We start from the raw sequence: 16,284 nt of genomic DNA, 5'->3' as shown, positions 1-16,284 counted from the left end.
TAGTCCGGCGAAGGTGGCCAGGCGGCCGGCGGTACCGAAAGGCTCCAGGTCACAGCCTGTGGCGGCGATGAACTCCGCTCCGAGGCAGGGGCCCATTCCGGGGAGGCTGTTGATCACCTTGGCATGCTGGTGCTGATGAAACCGTGCCTCGATGAGGGCGTCGATCTCGGCAATCTCCTCATTGAGGGCGATCACTCTCTTGGCAAGGCGGGCCACCAGGGACGCGGCGAGCTTCTCGCCAGGCAGGGCGGTGTGCTGGGCCTGTGCCGCCTCGATCACGGCCCGGGCGAGTTCGGCGGCGCCTCTGACCTTGCGGTTCTTCAGCCAGGTCTCGATGCGCTTGGCGCCGGTGCGTCGGATCGCCGCCGGCGTCTGGTAGCCGGTCAGCAGCATGACCGGGCCCTGGTTGGTCAGCGTCAGTGAGCGTTCGAGGGCGGGGAAGATCTTCAGCAGCTGGGCGCGGAGCCGGTTGATCTGCCGGGTGCGGTCGCAGACCAGGTCGGTGCGGCGGATGATGAGTAAACGCAGGTCGACGGTCACCTCGTCGGCGGCCTGCAGGACGCCGAGGTCACGGCGCATCCGGGCCTGGTCGGCGATGACGTGCGCATCCTTGGCGTCCGTCTTGCCCTGGCCCCGATAAGCAGCGGAAGCGTGGTGCACGGCCAGGCCGGGAAGGTAGACCAAAGGCTGCTCGTGGTCGAGTAAGAGGCCGATGACCAGGGCGGCGCCGCCGCGACAGAAGTCGTTCGCCTGCCGCGTCGATCACCACGCAATGGTGGTGTTCCTTGCCGATGTCCAGCCCGGCCCAGATATCGGGCACGGTCACCTCCACCAGGTCGTCGCCACGTTCACCCTGCAGACGACCTCGCCGGCACTGTCCTACGAAGCGATCAAGTCGCATATCCCAATCAGCGGTCGAGTCGTCGCGGGCTCCGGGCGGCGCAAGTTTCCGAAGCCATCCGCCGGCGACAGGCACTTAGCCATACCCGGAGCCCTGGGCTCCACCGATCCTACGAATGACCGGCCCGAGCCCGCCCCTAAAACGTAGGACAGGCACTGAGGCCCCGGGCCGGAAGAGAGCTGGTGCAAGGCGGTGTCGGTTGATGAACGTCGCGACGCCGCACGACGAGACGGGCCCTGGGCGATGCCTCGGATCGCTGCGCGGGGCGTTGTCAGTGCCCTGCGCTACGGTCGTTTCCCCCGGTAAGGGGTGCGCCGTTCCCGCCTGGTCTCCAGCTCAGGCCGGGCGGGAACGGGCTGGCACGCGCCCCCTCGTTCTCGGCACGGGGACGTGCCCTCTTCCGGATGGAAGGGCGACACCGAGGTGTCCTGCCTCCATATGACGGGCTCTCCGACGGGATTGCAAGGAAATCAGGGAACTTCACCCGCGAAGCGCCCTCGGCGTGTTCTACGTGCACCGGAACGGTCATCTCCGGCTATGCAACCGACCGTCCGCGACTCCTAATGTTCCGTGATTTTGCGATCACGTGGCGTAGCGCCCGGTGCCGGGTTCATGCTGAGGGCCCCTCAACCACGGATCGGCACCCGCTGGTTGGCCGGGGCCCCTATTGACGCGGTCCGGATGGCTGCGGCATCGACACGATGAGGTGCGATGGACACAAAGAAAATAGCGCTGCTGTTGGCGCTGGCCGGAATGGTCTTCATCTGGAGTATGGCGATGGCGGCCATGGGCCACGTGACGCTGATCGCCTCGCTGGCTCCCGCGCTGGGCCTGACGGTGACCCAGGTCCTGCGAGGATTCCGCTCCCGGACCGCGCAGGCCCTGGGGCACCGCGGGACGGCGGGGCCCGACCAGGAGGACGACGCCCCGTGAAGACGCCGTGCAACGTCCCGGGGCCGGACTCCGAGCCAGCCCCGGCCCGACCCGGCCGCAAACTCGGACCCGTCGCAGGCACCGTCAGCAGTTCCCATCGAGCCTGGCTCGATCCCACCCGCGAGTGCTACCTCACCAGCGGCCGCACCCTCAGCGACCTCAGCCTGCGTGTCCCACTGGCCAAGTCCAAGCTCTCCGAGCTGCTGCGCGGCGTAGGTCACTACCCGCGCTGGGAAGTCATCCAGCGCCTGGCGGCCGAGCTCGACATGCCCGGATGGCCCCTGTACCGGCTGTGGAGACAGGCGGCCCTGGACGCCGGCAAGAGCCGGGACTGGGTCGACCGCTCCACCGAGGGAACCATCACGGTGGCCACCGCCCACCCCGGCCCGCCCCTGGAACACGGTGCCCTGCGCTCGATGGTCGAAGCAGACTACCGGCGCTACGCCGAGGTCTTCCTCCACGGCGAACACCGCGACGCGGTAGTGGAAGACGTCTTTGCCATCCTGTGGCTGTCCTTCGACGAGGCCCTCGCCAGCCCGGACATCCGCCGCTACGCCTGGAACATCCTGCGCGCCACCGTCATGGCCAAGGCCGGCCACCGGGACAAACGGCCCATCCTGGGCGAGGCCGCCTTCGACACCGTCGCCCTGCGCACCCAGACCTCCAAGGAGAACCAGGCCGCGCAGCTGGCGGAAAGTCTGGAGCTGTTCACCGCGATCAGCAAACTGCCCGACGCCCAGCTCGACGTCATGGTGCTGCGGCACCTGTGCGGGTTCAGCCCCAAGAAGGTCTCCGATCTTCTCGGCATTCCGCTGGCCGCTGTGCGGTCCGACGAGCGCCACGCCGAACGCTTCCTGGACGACACCATCGGGCTGCCGCCCCAGACCGGAGGACGAACACCATGACCACGCTCGAAGACATCTTGTCCAGGGCCCTGCTCACCCGCGGCCGCACCGTGCCCCGCGACACCGTCCCACCCCTCGAAGCCGCCCGGGGCGCCCGGCCTGCCGTCACGCCGGGCCGGACACCGAACGCGTCGGCAGCCGCGGCAGAGGACCTGCGCGCGCTGTGCGAGACCCTGGTCACCCACACCCCCGCCACCGAGGTCGCCGGTTTCGTCACCGAACAGGTGCCCGCACCGCGCAGCGCGCTGGTCCTGGCCTGCGTCCTGCAGCTGACGGACACCGACGACGGCGCCCGGTTCTGGTGGCAGTACGCTGCCGGCGCCGGCCAACGCGCCGCCGCCTACTGCCTCTACCTCCACCACCTTTCCCTCGGTGAGACCCACACCGCCCGCTGGTGGCACAACCAGACCGACGACGCACACGCCTCAGCCGCACCTGCGCGCCCCGACTCTCACCGAGACGGCAAACCCGTCGTCCTCCAACACGACGACAGGGCCCCGATCACCACGATCCTGCGCGTCCTGCGACGCCTTGCCAAACACACCAAACGCCCCCGCTCAGCCGTGGTCATCGAGCTGATGGACTACATGCCCACCGCCGTCGCCGTCGGCTACCTCCGCGAACCCGAAAGCGAGCTGCCCCTGCCCGGCCCCGACTTCGCCGACAGGATCCGCGCCCTGCTGGAGGCAGCCGCCGACCGGCCCGACGGCCCCAGCAACCTCCCAGCCCGCCCTCACACTCACCCCGGCCTCCAGCAGGACGCACCCCACCCCGCCATGCAAGCCCACTGCCAGGTCGACGAGACCGCAATTCGATAAAGGAGCCCCTGCGCTGCGCCCCCAGGGAGCAGCGCAGGGGTCCGCGGACCGGAACAAGGACCTCCAGGACTTCGACGCCGCCGTCGTACAGCAGGCCCGCGACCGGGCGTATCCGCCTGGACTTCGTCGACTGCGTCACCGTCGCCCCGTCCCGAAGGGATTTCTGATCATGGCCTCCGCACCACCGCCACGTCACTGGGCACAGAGACGGTGCCCATGCTGGATGTGGGGACCGCCATCAGAATGGTCAGCCCCGAGTAGCAGGAACAGGGCCTCCACCGGGATTGCCTCAGAGGCCGGCTCTCGGAAGACAGCTCGGCGGATGAGCAGACGTACGGACGGACCACCGAGCGGCTCGCTGCTGCCGTGCGCCGCGCGCACGACGGGTTGTCCTCGGCTACCCCTCGTGGAAGGCATACGCCAAGAGCGAGTTCGGCGTCGGCCGCCCCCATGCCTACCGGCTCGTCGACCAGGCGGTGACCTCCGACCAGCTCGGCGCGGAGCTCGTTGAGCTGGGCCTGATGTCCCCCGCGGGGGACGGCATCCTCGCTGCCCTGTCCGGCCGGGCCTGGCGGGAGGTCCAGGGACGGGTCCACGACGTTGCTGCCAAGATCGCAGACCGCGCCGCCATGCTGGAGACATCCCTCGACGCCGAGCAGCTGTGCGGCCCGGTCCTCCAGGCCGTCGAGTAGGTCCGCGCCCCTGCGGCGCTCGTTCCCCGCGTGCCCGACGCACCGGCCGGTGACGGCCCGGAGGCGTTCGCGCACTGGGAGGGCGGCATCGCCCTGGGGCACGCCCCGGCCGACCTGACGGACGCTGAAACCCTGGCTGCTTTGGAAGGCGCCGGGTACGACACCGAGACCAGGCGGACGCACGCGATGGCCGTGCGCGCCTTCGCCCTGGACGGCGACCGCCAGCAGCTGGAGGCGTACCGCGCTGCCCTGGACGTACCCGAGCAGGGCGACCATTACGGGCGTGAGGCTGTGGTCACGGGCCGGGCCCTGGTCGAGCAGCTGCGCCTCGCCCGCTGGCGGATGGGCACCCTGTACTTGAAGATCGCGCCCGCCCGGCTCTCGGACCGGGCCGCGCCCGCGCACTGGCAGCAGCCTTCCGCGAAGACCCGAGCAGCCACGAGACAGCAGAGCGCATCGAGCTGCGCCGGTACGCGATGACCGGGGACCACCAGGCGGTCGAGGAGTGGGAGAGTCAGCTGGCCTGGGCGTGAAACGGTGCCCCCGGTGGGCCAGTAGGCTCCGGCGGGTGTACGAGCCAACGGGCTCGGCGCCGGGCTCATCGGCGCCTTGCCCTTCGCCTCCTTGTCTTCTTCTGCGTTCCGGCGGTCGTCGTCGGCCGGGCCGACGGGGCAGGGGTCTGCAGGGATGGCGAGCACGTGGTCGCGCGGGGTGTCGGCGGCGGCAGCGGGGGCGGTGGCTCTGCGGGTCATGTCGGGTCAGCTCGACGCGCGGTCGCCGACGTATCGGGTCGTCTCGCAGCCTGGTGCCGGCTGCCCTTGATCTTTATGCACAGGGTGGTGTCCGTGCCGGTGTTCATGGACGACCAGGTGTAGCTCAAGGGCTTGCCGACCCTGCGGGCCGTCACGGTGCTGAACCTCTTGCCGTTCCAGTACAGGCACATGGTCCGCGTCTTCTCTGACGCTGGAGGGTTCGTCCAGATCCTGGTGACCGCGTTCCATTCGTTCGGGCCGTCGAGCCGGCTGCACGCCTGCGCGCCGGCCCGGTCGTGGGAGCAGGCGCTGCTGCTGGCGGAGGCCGGAGTCGCGACGGACAGCAGCGTGGTCGCGGCCGCGGCCAGCGTCGTTATCGCGCGCGGACGGCGGAGCAGGGTCACGGGCAGCACCTCCAGGGGGCGGGTCGGGTTCAACGGGTTGTCCGGCTCCCGCGACACGCTGTGTCAGTGTCCGGGGGCATCATGGCCCGGGAGCCGGAGACGGCGGGGGAGGGAAACCGGTGCAGTTCACTGCAGAGCACGCCGAGGGGGGGCGGGTGGACATCACCCTGGACGATCTGGGCTGCGGCCGGTCGTGGGAGGAGATCCACCGGGGGCGCGGCGTAGAGCTGGTGTGCCCGGAGTGCGGCGGTCAGGTCCATGCGCGTGTCTCCAAGTTGGGGACCCGGCACATCTACCACCGGAGCAGGCCTCCGTCGTGCTCGCTGGCGGCCGAGTCGCTGGAGCATCACCTGCTCAAGCTCGAATTGGTGACCTGTGCGCGGGCGGCGGGCTTCCGGGCTGAGCTGGAGGTCGCCGCGCCCACCGGGGGGTGGCGGGCGGACGTGATGGTCTCCCGTGCAGACGGCAGCCGGCTGATGGCGCTGGAGGCGCAGTTGTCGCCGATCACGGTGGAGGACATCGCGGCGCGGACCGGCCTGTACGAGCGGGACGGCGTGGCGGTGTGCTGGTTCGGCCTGCGGCCGCGGCCGTGGGTGGGCACGGTGCCGACGCTGTTGGTCCAGCCTCCCGACGACCCTGGCGACGGGTGGGTGGTGGCCGCCGGCCTGGCCCGCTTCCGGTGGGACCGCGGCACCGTGCACATCGGCCGGGGGAGCTGGTGGCCGGTCGAGGCGACGCTCGCCGACGCGGTGGCGTGGATCCTGGCCGGCCGCGTCGTCCCGTACACGCCACGCTCGGGCAATCAGAGGGTCACGGGCGCCGGCTGGTACGAGTGGGCGGAGGGCTGGACCAAGAGCTGGAACGACTCCTGGCGGCAGTGGTGGACGGCACCTTCCTACGTGGCCCTGAAAGCCGAGCACGCCCGCGCGGAGGAGGAGGCCGCGCGCCGGGCGGAGGAAGCCGAGCGAGCCACAGCACGTCGGCAGGCCGCGGAGAAGCGGGAGAAGGCCCGGAAGAAGGAGATCCGGGACCGCGTGTACGGGGCGTTCTGGCAGCGCACGGGCTTGGACCGGCGGCAGTGGAACATCTTCCGGGCTATGGCGGAATCGCACTTCGGCCAGAAGCTGGCCTTCGGCGCGCCGGACGCCCGGTACAGCAACGGCCGCCCCGTGTACGAGTACCAGGGGGAGCGCCCTATGTGGGACGCACCGGTCGCCGTGGCCTGCCCCGATCCGGGCCTGCTGCGCTCATGGGCGGAAGACCTGGACATCCTCGTCCCGTCCGTCGACGACCTGGAAGTGCTGGCATCCCGAGCCTGGGCACCGTTCCACGTCCACGTCGTCGACCCCATCAGGTACAAGGTGGACCAGGCCTGCGTGGAACCACTGCCCGTTCGCGCCTAGGGGGCCCGCGGTTTGGGTCGTGCAGGCATCGGGTAGGCCTGGGGGCAGCATGGAGCGGCGACTGATGAGGCCCCGGCCGGTCGTCCGGCAATCGCCCGTTTGAGGTGGATGCCCCGGGTCATGTCCGACCGCGCGGGTGTGCCGTGTGGTTAGGAAACGGCTTGTGCTGCCGTATGACCACGGGATTGTCGAATGCTTGCTCTGGCTGCCGCCCCTTACTCCGGTGCCTCCATGGCGCTCATCTTCTTGATCGTTTGCGTGCTTCTTCTGATCGGTTTGGTCGCCGCCGGGGTTGCGGCTGCGCTCCCTCACGCTTCCGCCTCCCATTGGTCGGATCGCTGTCGACGTGGTGGCAAGGCGTTCGCCGCGACCGTCACGGTTTGCGCAGCACTCGTGGCAATCGCCGTTGGCCTGCTCACCGTCACCCGTGGCCCTGCTCCAATCCCGTGGGTCCGGCGAGAAGGTGAGCCCCACACCGCGAAGTAACCGCTGATCAACGACGCGAACCTCGTGGCCGACGACTTGTTGAACTGGGCGTGAGCACGCTGCGCGCGTGAGCCGCACCCGCAGTACCCGGCGGCCGGGAACGTTCCGGGCCCGGGGCGGTTCCGTTCCGGTCACGGCCGCTACAGTCGAGCAGGGCGTCCGCAACCAGCTCCAATGGCTGCGGACGCCCTCTTTCCTGGGCCGGGGTCAGCGTTCGACGACGTCCTTGTCAAGGTCGCGGTGGACCAGCTCGACAACCAGGTCACGGTCGGCGAATTCCTTGGCGACATCGGCCAGCCCGTAGGTGGCGGCCTGCTCGATGTCGCCTGCGACGACGGCACGCAAGGCCATCAGCTTCGGGAGAACAGGGCCTACCTGGCCCCGGAGTCCTAGCCGAGACACCAGCCGCAAAGTAGATCGCGGGTAGCAGGCGAGCCCCGTTTCCCTGCCTGCTGACCATCGTTGGTCTGATCGAGGGCGACCCCGACGCCGGCCGCGTCGAACACGGCCGCGCACTGACGGACTTCACCAGCGGAGCCGCCCCGGTCACGAACGCCGGCGCGAAGCCGTCCTCGAAGCCGTCGGCGTCGGTGTTCCGGTGGACGAACGACTCAGAACACGCCGTGGGTCTCCTTGAAATGCCCGCATCTCACCCACTGGTCTCCGCCCACACCGCCGTGGTCGGGGAACTCCGTCCGGCAGGGATCGTCGCCACCCGAACCCCTGTAGCGTCGGCAGCGGCACCAGTGCGGAGTCGGCGGAGGCGGCAGCTCTCCGGAACACCTGAATTCGAACGAGTTCCGCTCCGCGGAGCTCAGCTCCAACCCCGCCTCGCGGATCATCGCCGCGGCCTTGTCCTGCGCTTCGATGAGCAGCGCAGCGGCCTCAGCCAGCATCCGCGACTGCTCGTCGGTCCTGTCGTTCCGCTTCGACTCGGACATCTGCGTCCTCCTGACCGGTCAGATCTGGGCGTGCTCGGATTCCGTGTGCTCGCAGATCCTGGTGGGCGATCCCGAGCCAAAGTCCGGGCCGGTGAAGTCGGTCCAGCTGTTCAGGCAGGGTTCTTCGCCGCCCGAGCCGCCGTAGTCGCCGCAGCCGCAGAAGTGCGGGGTCGGCGGGGGATCCAGCTCGGCCAGGCAGGGGCGGCCGACCCAGTCGCGTTCCTCGGGAGACAGGTCCGCGCCCGAGGCGCGTACGAGGTCCGCGGCCTTGCGGCGGGCTTCGATGAGCAGGGCGCCCGCCTCGGCCAGGGTCCGGTTCTGGGCTTTCGTTCTGTCATTCCAGTTCACGGCTACCGTCCTACCAGGGATCGCGGACCGATCCCCCGCAGCGCGCACGCGCGTCCGTCGGACGGGGGCCGCCAGGGGTGGGGCGGTCTTGCGGCGCGCGGGAGAATGGGAAGTGGCCCGGGTGTCCGGGCCGTGTGTTTGCGATCGCGGCGGCCCCGCTCGCTGACCCTCGCCGGTTCGACCGGCCCACGGACGAGGCGATCGCGCGCAGCGGGCGAAGTGGACGCCGGACATTCTGCGGGGTCTCGCACGAACAGGTACGGCGGTTGCTGGCCGAGCGGCAGGCCGGGGGCGGCCCGCCGGTCAGCTGACGACGGTCTCCCGTGCGATGCGATCGAGCGGAACAGCCGCGCCGCGTCCGCGATGCGGATGGTGTCGCCGACCGCTGCTTCGTCGAGCAGCCGACGGAACCCGGATCGGTTGATCGCGTAGACGCGGGACGACGTGGCCGGGACCTCGTACCTGGCCACGAAGCCCTGGACGCTACTTTGCGGCTGGTGTCTGAGGGGTCAGGACGTCGAGGTCAGCGGTCCGCCACTCCCGCAGCTTGAGACCGTGGGGTGCCGAACGCCGGTGACTTCTTCGTAGTCGTAGGCAGTCCGGACGCCGGAGATCGACATCCCGGAGGCCGCGGCGAGGTCGGCCAGCTTGTAAGGGCGGGGCGGGGTGAATTCGCTGGGCGGAGTTGAGGGCGACGCGGGTCACTCGACCAGCTCTGCCACAATTACGCAAAACAAAAGGTGATTATTTTCCGGCTGATCGGATGAACAGGTTATACGTTTTTCAAGTTTGGAGCTTAGTCCAGTATCAGGAAATCAGGCGTGGATTTAACCTGTCCTTGACAAGCGGGAACGGTTGATGCCGCAGCTCTGCGACCGCTATACGCATCCCATCTGGGCAGCGTTCGTTATGCGCATATCGGCATCGACGCGCACCGAAGGCCCACCAAGGGGTGATCTCCATGATGGCGATATCAGCAGAAGGCTGACATTAGCGCTTCTAGGCGGGATCCCGCACTCGCAGAAAGAGAGGAGAGCGAAATGGACAATAACACTCCCGCCGAGGCCGGTGACTCTCCTGCAGGAGAGAGCTCGGAGGGTTCGGCCAGTGCAGCAGAACTGGCTCAAGTAATCGGGCGGGCCGTTGTGGCAGCCAACGGGCTCCTCATTACGGCGCAGAGCTCCGGTGCAACGTCGGCGAGCAGGCTGAACGTCGGTACCTACCAGGTCTGCTTCAATACGCCGGTAACTAGCGGCACATATGTCGCAAGCATCGGCCTTCCCGGAAACGTCACTAATCCGCCGAGCGGCGAGATCTCCGTAACGGGCCGGAACGGCACCAATAACTGCTTGTTCCTTCAGACGTTCAACTCGGCAGGGGCGCTGGAAGACCGCAGCTTCCATGTGATCGTGGTGGTTTAAGCCAGACCGCTGGCTTTGCCACAGGAAGTCAATCCCCCGTCCCCGGCGCGACCCGGGACGGGGGTCTGGGGGCACTCGCAAGGCGACCACGGGCCGGGTAGCTACTCGCGCAGGGCAGGGGCGTCGGGATAGCGTGGTGCAAGGACCACAGCAGCAGTGCGTGACAGTCGGTCTGTGGAAGCCGCTGAGTGCCGGAGCGGAAACCGAAGCTCGCGTAGCGGCACGAAGAAGGCCCCCACCAACGGCCGGAAATCCGTCGGCGAGGGCCAACCGCATGGCGGCGGTTTGCGACCGTCAGCCCTCAACCTCTCTGAGGACTGGCGGTCACCGTCCGCTGGGCCACCTCCACAGCTCCCGGATCACAGCTGCGATCCGTTCGCGCAGCGGCCTCCTGCGGTGACGCCCCATCGGCGCCCCCCTGCCGGACGAGGCGGCCGTGAATCCCGGTCGACTGCCGCCTTCTGGAATCGGGCCGGGCCCCGAGGGCCGGGGCCCGGAACGTCCATGGAAGGGGGGCGCATTGAAGCGCTGACGCCGACCCTCCACCTGGGGCCATGGGCCGATCAGGCGGCCTTCCGGAAAGGTCAACCCGCTCCACACGCGCTGGGAAGCTCAGCTACTGACTGGGGTGTACGGCAGCGCTCGTGGTCGTCGAGTGCAGCGCGGCTGAGGGCCTCGTCCTTGGCGTCGGGATGCCGTGCCATCGCCCGAAGAGCGAACGCATGGTGGTGGAGGTGTGGCAGGAGCCGCGTGCTCTTGTGCCTTGGCCCGCGCGGGCCCCTGCCGTCACCGAGGTCTTCGGCGTCCAGGGAATTTGCGAGCTCGTCCCACTCGCGGAATGAGACGTCCACTGGGCACGGCCTGTGACGGGTCGGCGAGCAGGATGTGACCGGCTTGTGGCATGTGATGCTATTTGATGCCAGTTCCGTCCGGGGCCGGCATCAGCGAGATGGACGAACCTCCTCCTCATGACGCACGGCCCGCGCCACTACGCCACCAGTACCCGCCGACTGATCGGCACCGAACTGCGCCGCCTCTACGAGGCCGGCGCCACCATCCAGGGCCTGGCCCGCGCCACCGGCCACTCCGCCCCGTACGTGTACGCACCCTGCTGGTCGAGGCCGGTACACCCTTGCGCGGCCAGGCCGCCCCACGACCGGCCGGACCCCACCCCGCCAGGCTCAGCCGACAGGGATGCCGCTGAAGAGAGGCAAGCACCTCGACGTCGAGATCCGCCACCAGGTCGGTGCCCGGCTGCGCAAGCTCTACGAAGGGGGCGCCTCCGTGCGGGAGCTGGCCGACGCCACCGGCAGGTCGTACAGCAGCGTCCACCGCCTCCTCCTGGAGGCCGGGACGACGCTGCGTGAACGCGGCGGCGCATCTCACCGGCACCGCAAGCCCTGACCCGTCACAGGCGGCCCCCGCGGACTTCCCGCCCCCCTGGACCGTCCGCCTCGCTCCCGTCCCTTGGCTGTGCTGCCGCGGACAGGCGGCAGACCGGTGCTGGTGCGGCCGGTCGCAGGACTCATCGGCACCGGTCAGGGCCGGGCCCGTGACGCAGGCCGCCGCCCGGGCACAGCGAAGCAGGAACGCTGGGCAGCCCCGGTAGACGCCTTGACGAAGGCAGGCGGCCCGATGATGAGGCCCCGGACAGGGGTCCTCTGCCACCGCCCGGGAAGCCTCCGCCCTGAATCAGGTGTCCTGCACGACGTGGATCTCGAAGGGCCTTTCGTCGTTGGCCCGGTTCTTGTCTTCGGGGCTGCGCACCTCGACCCGGCCGCCTGTCAGAGTTCCGTTGATAGGCACGGTGGTGGCGAGCCTGACCGGGATGAGGGCGGTGGCACTGTCGAACCTGGCGACCGCGTCCAGGAAGGTGCAGCGGACCCGGCGGCCGTTCGCGATCTCGGTGCAGGTCTCCGGGAAGAACGGTCGCTCCGCCGTGACCCCGTCCGGCAGGGTGACCGTCACGGTGAACGGCGAGGCTGTCTGCTCCGGGCCCAGGTTGGCGATGAAGGCGTGCACCGTCGTGGTGCCACCGGGTCCGGCGGGGTCGGGGTCGATCCGGACCACCTCAAGGTCGGAATTCGACGGCGCGGCCCCCTCAGCGGCGGTCATCGGCACGATGGTGGCTAGCAAGGCCGCGCCGACCGCCAGCAACCGGCGGTGGACACTGGAGCGGCGGACGAGTGTACGGATCATTCCGGCTCACCTCTGCTCGGCTGTGGGTGCACCCTCATGCGGACGGGGCGCCTCCCCCTGGAGACCAGGGTCCACGCCCGCCCGCCCACCACGCCCCTCCTCGCCGGTCACACCACCCGATCAGGTGAGAACCGCCACTATCAGTCCTGTGACCAGCACGAACGCCCCCGGATAGTCCCGAAAGGGCGCTCCCGGACCGTGGCCTCCAGCACCACTACGTGCTGACCTTCGGCAACGGCGACTCCCGCAAGGCCACGACCACCATAGGCAACCCCTGACCCCATCGCCACGCCGTCCACCGAACGGCAAGATCCCGCAGCAGTCCGCCCAGGCTGCTCCCGTCACTGGCATGGGACCCGAAGGACGATTACAGCCTCATGACGACCCACCAGTTCCTCGCTGTCTCGGGCGCGCGTCGGGCCTCCCGTGGGGAGCCGGGAGGTGCGACGCGCCCCCGCCGGGAGGGGGCTGCCCGCAAGCGGAGCCAGCTTCCCACGCGGTCTGGTCCTGAACGGGATGTCTATGGGTGCCGGATGATGGTTGAGCGCATGGCGTTGTCTGTGGTTCAGGGCGTGAGGAGCCGGTGCAGCCATCGCAGGCGGGCGTCGCGGGCTGCCTGTGAGAGGGCGGCCTGTGGGGCGGTGCCGTCGAAGCCGTGGAATCCGCCGGGCCATACGTGCAGTTCGGCTTCGCCGCCGGCCTGCCAGATCCGCGAGGCGTAGGTGACGACCTCGTCCCGGAAGGTCTCGGCGGAGCCGACGTCCAGGAAGGCCGGAGGCAGTGCGGACAGGTCGCTGGCCCGGGCCGGTGCCGCGTACGCGGGTACGTCCGGGCCGCCGCGACGGTCGCCGAGCAATGCCGTCCAGCCGGTCTCGTTGGCGCTACGGTCCCAGACACCCAGACCTTCCATCTGGCGGGCGGAGGGGGTGTCGTTGCGGTCGTCGAGCATCGGGGACAGCAGGACCTGACCGAGGGGCCGTGGGCCCTTGCGGTCGCGGGTGAGCAGGGCCAGCGCGGCGGTCAGCCCGCCGCCCGCGCTGACGCCCGCGATGACGATCCGGTCCGGATCGCCGCCGATCTCCCCAGCATGCCCGGCGGTCCACAGCAGGCCGGCGTACACGTCCTCGATCGCGGCAGGGTACGGATGCTCCGGGGCCAGCCGGTACTCGACCGAAACCACCACCGAGTCCAGTTCCCTGGCCCACTCCAGCGCCACGTCCACCCCGACCCTGCGGTCGCCCAGGACCATGCCCCCACCGTGGGCGAAGTAGAAAGCGGGGCCGGGGCGCGGGGTTGCCGGGCTCGCCGGGCGGCAGACCAGTAGCGAGAGGGCCGGCGCACTCTTCGGCCCCGGAATTGTCCGGTGCTCGACGTCGAAGGTCCCGCCCATCGTCAGGTCCAGATCGGCCGACACCTGGTCAAGTAGCACCTGGCGCCTTTCGGGGATGTCTTCCGGGGTGAGCCCGGGCGGGGGCACATCCTTGCCGGACTCCAGGGCCACGGCGAGCTCGGCGTCGAACGGGGGCGGCGACTGAACCATGGCCTCTCTCCTCACGGGGAACGCAGCTCGCATGCCCATGATCGGCGCATCGGGGCCGGGGCCGCGCGCTGAACGGAGCAGCTCGCCTCCCGCCTCTTCGAGATCTGGCACGGCGAGCACCGGCTTGAGCAGGGCCGGGCCGAGCTGTGCCGGCAGATGAGCGAAGGCGGGCCTCGCTACAGTCAGTGAAAGCCCGCTCCGCGGAGGAGCAGAGGATCATCGGCGTGACGACGACGAGATAGATGTCGGTCACGCCGCGACAGGCATCATGGCGACGACCGGCGTGGCCTTCCGAGCGGCTTTGCGGGTGAGGCGGCGGGCCGACGGGCAGTTGGACCCCCGCGGCGCGCAGGGCTCCGCGGGTACTCCGGCACTCGGGACTTGCTTCCGGTGGAACGGGGTCTGGAGCCGACTGTGCGATGGCAGCAGCTGTGGCCGCTGCCAGGCCGGGCAAGGGCAGTTTCGGGGCGCGCGTCGGGCCTCCCGTGGGGAGCCAGGAGGTGCGACGCGGCCCCGCCCGGAGGGGGCTGCCCGCAGGCGGGGCCGACCGCGGGGGTGCCCTGGCCTGGGGGAGGCGGAAGATCACGCTGCCCGCGGGCGATCAGGATGGCACCGGTTCAGCCACGCGATAGATGTGTGACCAAAAACGTTCGACAGTGCGGGGCCCGTCCCAGGGGCGCCCTTTCGGCCGTTACCCCCTTGTTCCGCCTCCTGGTTCGCCGGGAGGATCACGGTCATGACCGAGCTGCAGCGCTGTCCAGAACCCTCGCCACCGACTACCTATACGGACGATGGGCACCCCACCCGACCGAGGAACACCGCGCTCGGACCATGTCCCTGAGTGCCAGCGTCGACGATGGCCTGGACGGGCTCGCCGCAGGCGGTGTGATCACCGGCGAGGCCCTCGTGCAGATGCTGCGACCGCACCCCGACCTCGTCTCCTGGCAGCTGGCTCCCGTTCTGCGCGCCTACCCCACCGGCGACGCGCACGGGCGGGCCCTGGTTCGCGACCTCCTCGACGCGATGGCCGGCCACCACCAGCCTTCGGCCGACCAGTACGTCCGCTCGCCCGATCCGTACGACGGCAGCGGGTCCGCGGTGTTCCTGACCGGGGCATCACCGGTTACCCGGACTGGCAGACCCGAGCAGCTCTCCAGCTGCGTGCCGTCGGCGTTGAGCGGACTTCCCCGAGGGCGACCCTGTGGCCGCCTGGGAGCAGGTCGCCTGGGGGTACGAGCACCTGCACCGCGCCGACGTCATCCTGTTCTGGTTGTGCGCGGAGAGCATCCAGCCGATCGCCCTGTACGATCTCGGCGCCCACGCCGCACGCGGCGCCGAGATCGTAGTCGGTGCACATCCCCAGTACGCGCCGCCTGGACGTCGTCGAACAGCTCCGGCACGCACGCCCCGACGTCGAGGTGTACGACGCCCTGGCGGCGACGGTCCGGGCTGCCGCTGCGGCTTTCGTGGCGCCGCACACGGCCTCAGCGCTGGGCAACCAGGGCTTGGAAGGTGGACTGCCCAAGTGGGGAGCCCACCTTCCAAGCCGGTGTCGATAACCGAGCCGGTGCTCCTATTCCGTGCCGGGTGCGAAGATCTGGAGAGCAGCCCGGGCGAAGGTGAGGTAGTCCTCGTCGCTTCGCGGCTGTGGCGCGTGGGCATCCCAGGACGCCAGGAGCCCGGCGAGGGCCTGAGCGTCAGCCTCCGCCTCGGGGCTGGACGCGGCTGCGTACAGCCGAGGAGCAGGCGCTGGTCGAGAGCCTGGAGCCGTTCCTGGACTCGGCGGCCTCCTGGTCGACAAGACCGTCTCGAGTGCGCTGACCGAGGACCTGGTCCGCGCTGTCGACGAGCGGGGGTGGACGGATCTGGTGCTGTGCGGCATCGACACCGACAGCTGCGTCTACGACACCGCCGTCGCCGCGTACCACGGTGGGCCCACGCCGTGGATCGTCACCGACGCGTGCGCGTCGACCGGCGGTGCCGAGGTGCACGAGACGGCGTTGCTGCTGGCCCGGCGCAACATCGGCGCCCATCAGCTGCTCACGGTCGACCAGGTGGCGGACGTACTCGCCGACCGTGTCCCTGCTCCGGAAGGAGCCTGTGCGTGAACCGGTCCTGGGACGCGGACTTGCTCGACGTCGGTGCGGGGCCGGCGGGGGTAGCCGCCGCGGTGATGGCGTCGAGCCTGCGGATGACGTGCGCGGTTGTCGAGGCCGAGCAGGTGGGTGCGAAGCTGCGATCGATCGGGGCGCTGGAGAACGTGCCGGGTGGCTGGTCGACCGGCACGGCACTCGCGGGGGCGCTCGCGGGCGACCTGGCCCGGCACCAGGAACTGGGGCGTCAGCATGCTGTCCGGCCGCGCCGTACGGGGGGCCAGCCATGACGACCATGCCGAGGTAGTACTCGACGACGGGCGCGGGCGGCCGACGTGCCGGTCGTCGCTCCACGTCCGTGGGAGGACCTGGCCAGCCGTGTCGCCGAGACGGTGGAAGGTGCCTCTACTAGGCGCTGTTTCTCGGATCATGTTCGGAGCTAGATCGT

At 69.8% G+C, this 16,284-nt stretch carries 16 protein-coding genes, 2 pseudogenes and 1 riboswitch; of the genes and pseudogenes, 11 read left to right on the top strand and 7 right to left on the bottom strand.

Annotated elements, in window-relative coordinates:
- Positions 1 to 820 (bottom strand): annotated as a pseudogene (locus tag NQU55_RS35665) (transposase); the annotation flags it as partial.
- A 792-nt stretch (positions 821 to 1,612) separates the two neighbouring features.
- Here NQU55_RS35665 and NQU55_RS35660 point away from each other — a divergent pair.
- The 5 genes from NQU55_RS35660 (at position 1,613) to NQU55_RS35640 (ending at position 4,729) form a co-directional block, all read left to right on the top strand.
- Positions 1,613 to 1,834 carry a hypothetical protein gene (locus NQU55_RS35660; protein ID WP_168097084.1) on the top strand — a complete coding sequence of 74 codons (222 nt, stop codon included), beginning with the start codon at positions 1,613 to 1,615 and terminating at the stop codon, positions 1,832 to 1,834.
- A complete protein-coding gene (locus NQU55_RS35655; protein ID WP_256791834.1) occupies positions 1,831 to 2,739 on the top strand; it encodes a sigma-70 family RNA polymerase sigma factor in 909 nt (302 codons plus the stop codon). Before NQU55_RS35660 ends, NQU55_RS35655 begins: the two co-directional genes overlap by 4 nt.
- Positions 2,736 to 3,557, top strand: coding sequence for a hypothetical protein (locus tag NQU55_RS35650; protein ID WP_256791833.1), 822 nt, complete (start codon positions 2,736 to 2,738; stop codon positions 3,555 to 3,557). The genes NQU55_RS35655 and NQU55_RS35650 overlap by 4 nt, the downstream gene beginning before the upstream one ends.
- A gap of 476 nt (positions 3,558 to 4,033) precedes the next feature.
- Positions 4,034 to 4,249, top strand: coding sequence for a hypothetical protein (locus NQU55_RS35645; protein WP_256791832.1), 216 nt, complete (start codon positions 4,034 to 4,036; stop codon positions 4,247 to 4,249).
- Positions 4,250 to 4,279: 30 nt separating this feature from the next.
- On the top strand, positions 4,280 to 4,729 hold the full coding sequence (locus NQU55_RS35640) for a hypothetical protein (RefSeq protein ID WP_168096646.1): 450 nt from the start codon (positions 4,280 to 4,282) through the stop codon (positions 4,727 to 4,729).
- 268 nt (positions 4,730 to 4,997) lie between these two features.
- Here the strand turns inward: NQU55_RS35640 and NQU55_RS35635 are convergent, their stop codons facing one another.
- Positions 4,998 to 5,462: a hypothetical protein gene (locus NQU55_RS35635; RefSeq protein WP_168096647.1), complete on the bottom strand. Its 465-nt coding sequence runs from the start codon at positions 5,460 to 5,462 to the stop codon at positions 4,998 to 5,000.
- A gap of 62 nt (positions 5,463 to 5,524) precedes the next feature.
- On the opposite strand from NQU55_RS35635, the gene NQU55_RS35630 reads away from it, so the two are divergent.
- Positions 5,525 to 6,808 (top strand): competence protein CoiA family protein, encoded by a 1,284-nt coding sequence (locus NQU55_RS35630; RefSeq protein WP_168096648.1) that lies wholly within the window; start codon positions 5,525 to 5,527, stop codon positions 6,806 to 6,808.
- A 46-nt stretch (positions 6,809 to 6,854) separates the two neighbouring features.
- A riboswitch (SAM riboswitch) is annotated at positions 6,855 to 6,969 on the top strand.
- A 532-nt stretch (positions 6,970 to 7,501) separates the two neighbouring features.
- On the opposite strand, the gene NQU55_RS35625 is transcribed toward NQU55_RS35630, so the two are convergent.
- The gene (locus tag NQU55_RS35625) at positions 7,502 to 7,645 is read right to left on the bottom strand and encodes a hypothetical protein (RefSeq protein ID WP_256791830.1); all 144 of its coding nucleotides are present in this window, start codon (positions 7,643 to 7,645) and stop codon (positions 7,502 to 7,504) included.
- A 128-nt stretch (positions 7,646 to 7,773) separates the two neighbouring features.
- Here NQU55_RS35625 and NQU55_RS35620 point away from each other — a divergent pair.
- Positions 7,774 to 7,890: pseudogene (locus tag NQU55_RS35620) on the top strand (spermine synthase); the annotation flags it as partial.
- A 15-nt stretch (positions 7,891 to 7,905) separates the two neighbouring features.
- Here the strand turns inward: NQU55_RS35620 and NQU55_RS35615 are convergent.
- Positions 7,906 to 8,235, bottom strand: a complete 330-nt coding sequence (locus NQU55_RS35615) for a DUF6422 family protein (RefSeq protein WP_256791829.1) — start codon at positions 8,233 to 8,235, stop codon at positions 7,906 to 7,908.
- 18 nt (positions 8,236 to 8,253) lie between these two features.
- Entirely contained in the window at positions 8,254 to 8,583 is a 330-nt protein-coding gene (locus NQU55_RS37020; RefSeq protein WP_256791828.1) for a DUF6422 family protein, read from the bottom strand.
- 1,040 nt (positions 8,584 to 9,623) lie between these two features.
- On the opposite strand from NQU55_RS37020, the gene NQU55_RS35605 reads away from it, so the two are divergent.
- Together NQU55_RS35605 and NQU55_RS35600 are read left to right on the top strand one after the other, a co-directional pair.
- Positions 9,624 to 10,004, top strand: a complete 381-nt coding sequence (locus tag NQU55_RS35605; RefSeq protein ID WP_256791827.1) for a hypothetical protein — start codon at positions 9,624 to 9,626, stop codon at positions 10,002 to 10,004.
- A gap of 1,194 nt (positions 10,005 to 11,198) precedes the next feature.
- Positions 11,199 to 11,408: a helix-turn-helix domain-containing protein gene (locus NQU55_RS35600; RefSeq protein WP_168096982.1), complete on the top strand. Its 210-nt coding sequence runs from the start codon at positions 11,199 to 11,201 to the stop codon at positions 11,406 to 11,408.
- Positions 11,409 to 11,696: 288 nt separating this feature from the next.
- Here NQU55_RS35600 and NQU55_RS35595 read toward each other — a convergent pair whose 3' ends face one another.
- Complete coding sequence (locus NQU55_RS35595; protein WP_256791826.1) at positions 11,697 to 12,203, bottom strand: hypothetical protein; 507 nt, start codon at positions 12,201 to 12,203, stop codon at positions 11,697 to 11,699.
- A gap of 565 nt (positions 12,204 to 12,768) precedes the next feature.
- A complete protein-coding gene (locus tag NQU55_RS35590) occupies positions 12,769 to 13,743 on the bottom strand; it encodes an alpha/beta hydrolase (RefSeq protein ID WP_256791825.1) in 975 nt (324 codons plus the stop codon).
- 1,715 nt (positions 13,744 to 15,458) lie between these two features.
- Between NQU55_RS35590 and NQU55_RS35585 the strand changes: the two genes are divergently transcribed.
- Together NQU55_RS35585 and NQU55_RS35580 are read left to right on the top strand one after the other, a co-directional pair.
- Positions 15,459 to 15,851 carry an isochorismatase family protein gene (locus tag NQU55_RS35585; RefSeq protein ID WP_308402311.1) on the top strand — a complete coding sequence of 131 codons (393 nt, stop codon included), beginning with the start codon at positions 15,459 to 15,461 and terminating at the stop codon, positions 15,849 to 15,851.
- Complete coding sequence (locus tag NQU55_RS35580; RefSeq protein WP_168093031.1) at positions 15,848 to 16,126, top strand: hypothetical protein; 279 nt, start codon at positions 15,848 to 15,850, stop codon at positions 16,124 to 16,126. Before NQU55_RS35585 ends, NQU55_RS35580 begins: the two co-directional genes overlap by 4 nt.
- Positions 16,127 to 16,284: the final 158 nt, after the last annotated feature.

It is taken from the genome of Streptomyces telluris, assembly GCF_024519335.1.
GTDB lineage: Bacteria > Actinomycetota > Actinomycetes > Streptomycetales > Streptomycetaceae > Streptomyces > Streptomyces telluris.
Note: the sequence above shows the minus strand (reverse complement) of the source record. Positions and strands in the feature narration are given on the sequence as shown.